Source organism: Chamaesiphon sp. GL140_3_metabinner_50, from assembly GCF_025361915.1.
In the GTDB taxonomy this organism is placed as follows: Bacteria; Cyanobacteriota; Cyanobacteriia; order Cyanobacteriales; family Chamaesiphonaceae; genus Chamaesiphon.
Genome location: NZ_JANYJC010000250.1, coordinates 1 through 2,432, shown reverse-complemented (window position 1 = coordinate 2,432; position 2,432 = coordinate 1). Strand labels below are relative to the sequence as shown.

At 47.5% G+C, this 2,432-nt stretch carries 2 protein-coding genes; one reads left to right on the top strand and one right to left on the bottom strand.

Annotated features, from left to right (window positions below; translation table 11 throughout):
- Positions 1–128 precede the first annotated feature (128 nt).
- The gene (locus tag Q0R35_RS12545) at positions 129–530 is read right to left on the bottom strand and encodes a DUF4332 domain-containing protein (RefSeq protein ID WP_295618489.1); all 402 of its coding nucleotides are present in this window, start codon (positions 528–530) and stop codon (positions 129–131) included.
- A gap of 95 nt (positions 531–625) precedes the next feature.
- Between Q0R35_RS12545 and Q0R35_RS12540 the strand changes: the two genes are divergently transcribed.
- Complete coding sequence (locus tag Q0R35_RS12540; protein WP_295618486.1) at positions 626–2,257, top strand: rhomboid family intramembrane serine protease; 1,632 nt, start codon at positions 626–628, stop codon at positions 2,255–2,257.
- Positions 2,258–2,432 lie beyond the last annotated feature (175 nt).

The following is a 2,432-nucleotide window of genomic DNA, read 5'->3' as shown; positions in this document are numbered from 1 at the left end:
AAGAAAAATCCCCTCCTTGGACGGGCATTGCACTGAGCTTGCCGAAGTGTGCCCGTAGGGCGGGGTGGGTAGATCTTCGCTACAACCTATCTCCTATCTCCCATCTCCTATCTCCCATCTCCTATCCCCTAATTCAGCCCTCTGGCTTGCCCGATCCAGGTTTGGACACGATCGAGATCTGGGCAGAGATCGCGGCGTTGGAGCGTGGCTACTTGCAGCCTGAGCAGTTGTCGATGGATTTTATCAGCAGGCATTTGGGCTAATTGTTTGACAGAAATAATGCCGATATGTAAGAGCATTCCATTATACTGACAGCCGACACCGGGCAACCGCGACAGATCGGCAAGAGCTACTAATTTATTCACATACTGAATTTTAGCACCCAGACTCATGGCTAATTGAGACTTAGTTGCCGCATCAGGGGCAACGGCTAGGAGTTGCCCGGTGGTAGCGATGCCGAGCTGTTCGAGTAAAATGCAATCGGGCTTATTTAACCCCGGTAAATCAGCAATCGACCAATCACAAATCATAAGCGGTAAAGTGTAGAAAATAATCGATCGATGGAGAAACTAAATCTTTAGTTAAAATAGTAGGTATTCCCGTAAGTACCGACATTTCGCTGCAAATGGATTTTACCAGTATTGTTTTAGTTCAGATTGCGATCTTTTACTGTTTGGCGATATTACTACCGACATCCAGGAGTAATTCTAGCCTGAAAATTGCAGCGATCGTCGTACTGATAATTTTATCGATGAGTTGGTATTTTATGCCCGATCTGACGGTAAAGATTGGGATTGGCGCGTGGATTATCTCGGTGTTAATCCCGATGTTCTCGCTTCAGCGACTAGAATCGCTAGTCGATAAATCTGAATATTTAGCCGCTAGTCGGTTCGCCAAATGGGTAAGATGGTTGGCACCGACAGATGGCATGTGGAACTACCATCATTTACTCGCTGGGATTGCCCTCGCACAGGCGGGACAAATCGAGACAGCGCATCAAATCTTCGATCGATATCAACCAGCAGCATTACCACCGCAGTCATCGTCATCGGCAGCTCTTGTCAAAGTAGATACTCGACGCAAGCAGCAGTTATCGAACCAGACAGAGATCGGCAGATCGGCAACTGCTTTATTATATCGTGCGACCGATCGATGGTCGGAGTATATTACCTGGTTTCGATGGCGACTGACAACCGATCGCGATCTCGATCGGGGTAACACTCTAGTTTATTACGTCCGGGCACTAGCCGAAACCGGAGATCTACATCGGTGCATTATAGAGGTAAATAAACTCGATCGCGATCGGCTCATTAACAACCAGCAGTTAAATCTGCTCAAGATGTATCTCCTCGCCTATTGTGGGCGGATCGATGCCGTCACTCAGTCGTGTCAAAATCTACTTTCGACATACTCTAGCGATATCCATCAATTTTGGATCGGTACGGCAGAATTAGCCGCAGGTAAAATCGAAACGGGGACAGAAACATTAATCCAACTGCGTCAGACGACTCAAGATCGCTGCATTCAACACGATATCGATTGGCGATTATCTCAACCGCTCCCAGATTTGACGCAACTCAGCTCTTTAGATCGCGAATCTATCGCCCAAATCGAATCGACAATCATTCAAGATGCCCGCTACAACGTCCAAACGCCCGTTAATGCCCGCACCCCCGTTACCAACCTATTAATTGCGATTAACGTACTGATTTACTGTACCGAATTGGCATGGCAATATAAGTCGGGAGATAAAGAATTTACCTTCATCCCATTAGGTGGATTAGCCGCGCCATTGGTGCTCGGTGGGCAATGGTGGCGGATTATTACGGCTAATTTTCTCCACATGGGCATCTTACATCTGGGGATGAATATGGTGGCGTTGCTGTATTTGGGTAAATTTGTCGAATATCGATTGGGAAGTTTCCGGTATCTGCTGGCGTATTTAATTGCGGGGCTGGGTTCGATGGCGACAATTACTTATATCGATACTTACTGGCTCACCGCACCCCAGATTACTGTCGGTGCATCTGGGGCGATTATGGGCATGTTGGGCGCAATGGGCGCGATTCACCTGCGAGGGTGGCGACAAGCCAAAGTAGCCGCCGCTGGGCGACAATTTCAGGCGGTGTTATTTAGCGTCGGGTTTCAGTTAGTATTCGATCTTACCAACGGACATACCAGCATTGTCGGTCATTTTTCAGGGCTGATTATTGGCTTTTTGGTGGGGTTGGGGTTGTTGTTTGGGAGTAAGGAGTAAGGAGGGATGGGGAGATGTATCCGGCTAGTTCAACTGTAGTTGTCTTAGACCCCAAAGAAATGATTACTCAGTGAGAAGGACAGCCATGATTCAAAATGAACGTCAGTATCGAATCACTCAAACCAAGTTACGAGAATTCGAGCGAGAATTAGCAGATATCGATCCTCACGATCCT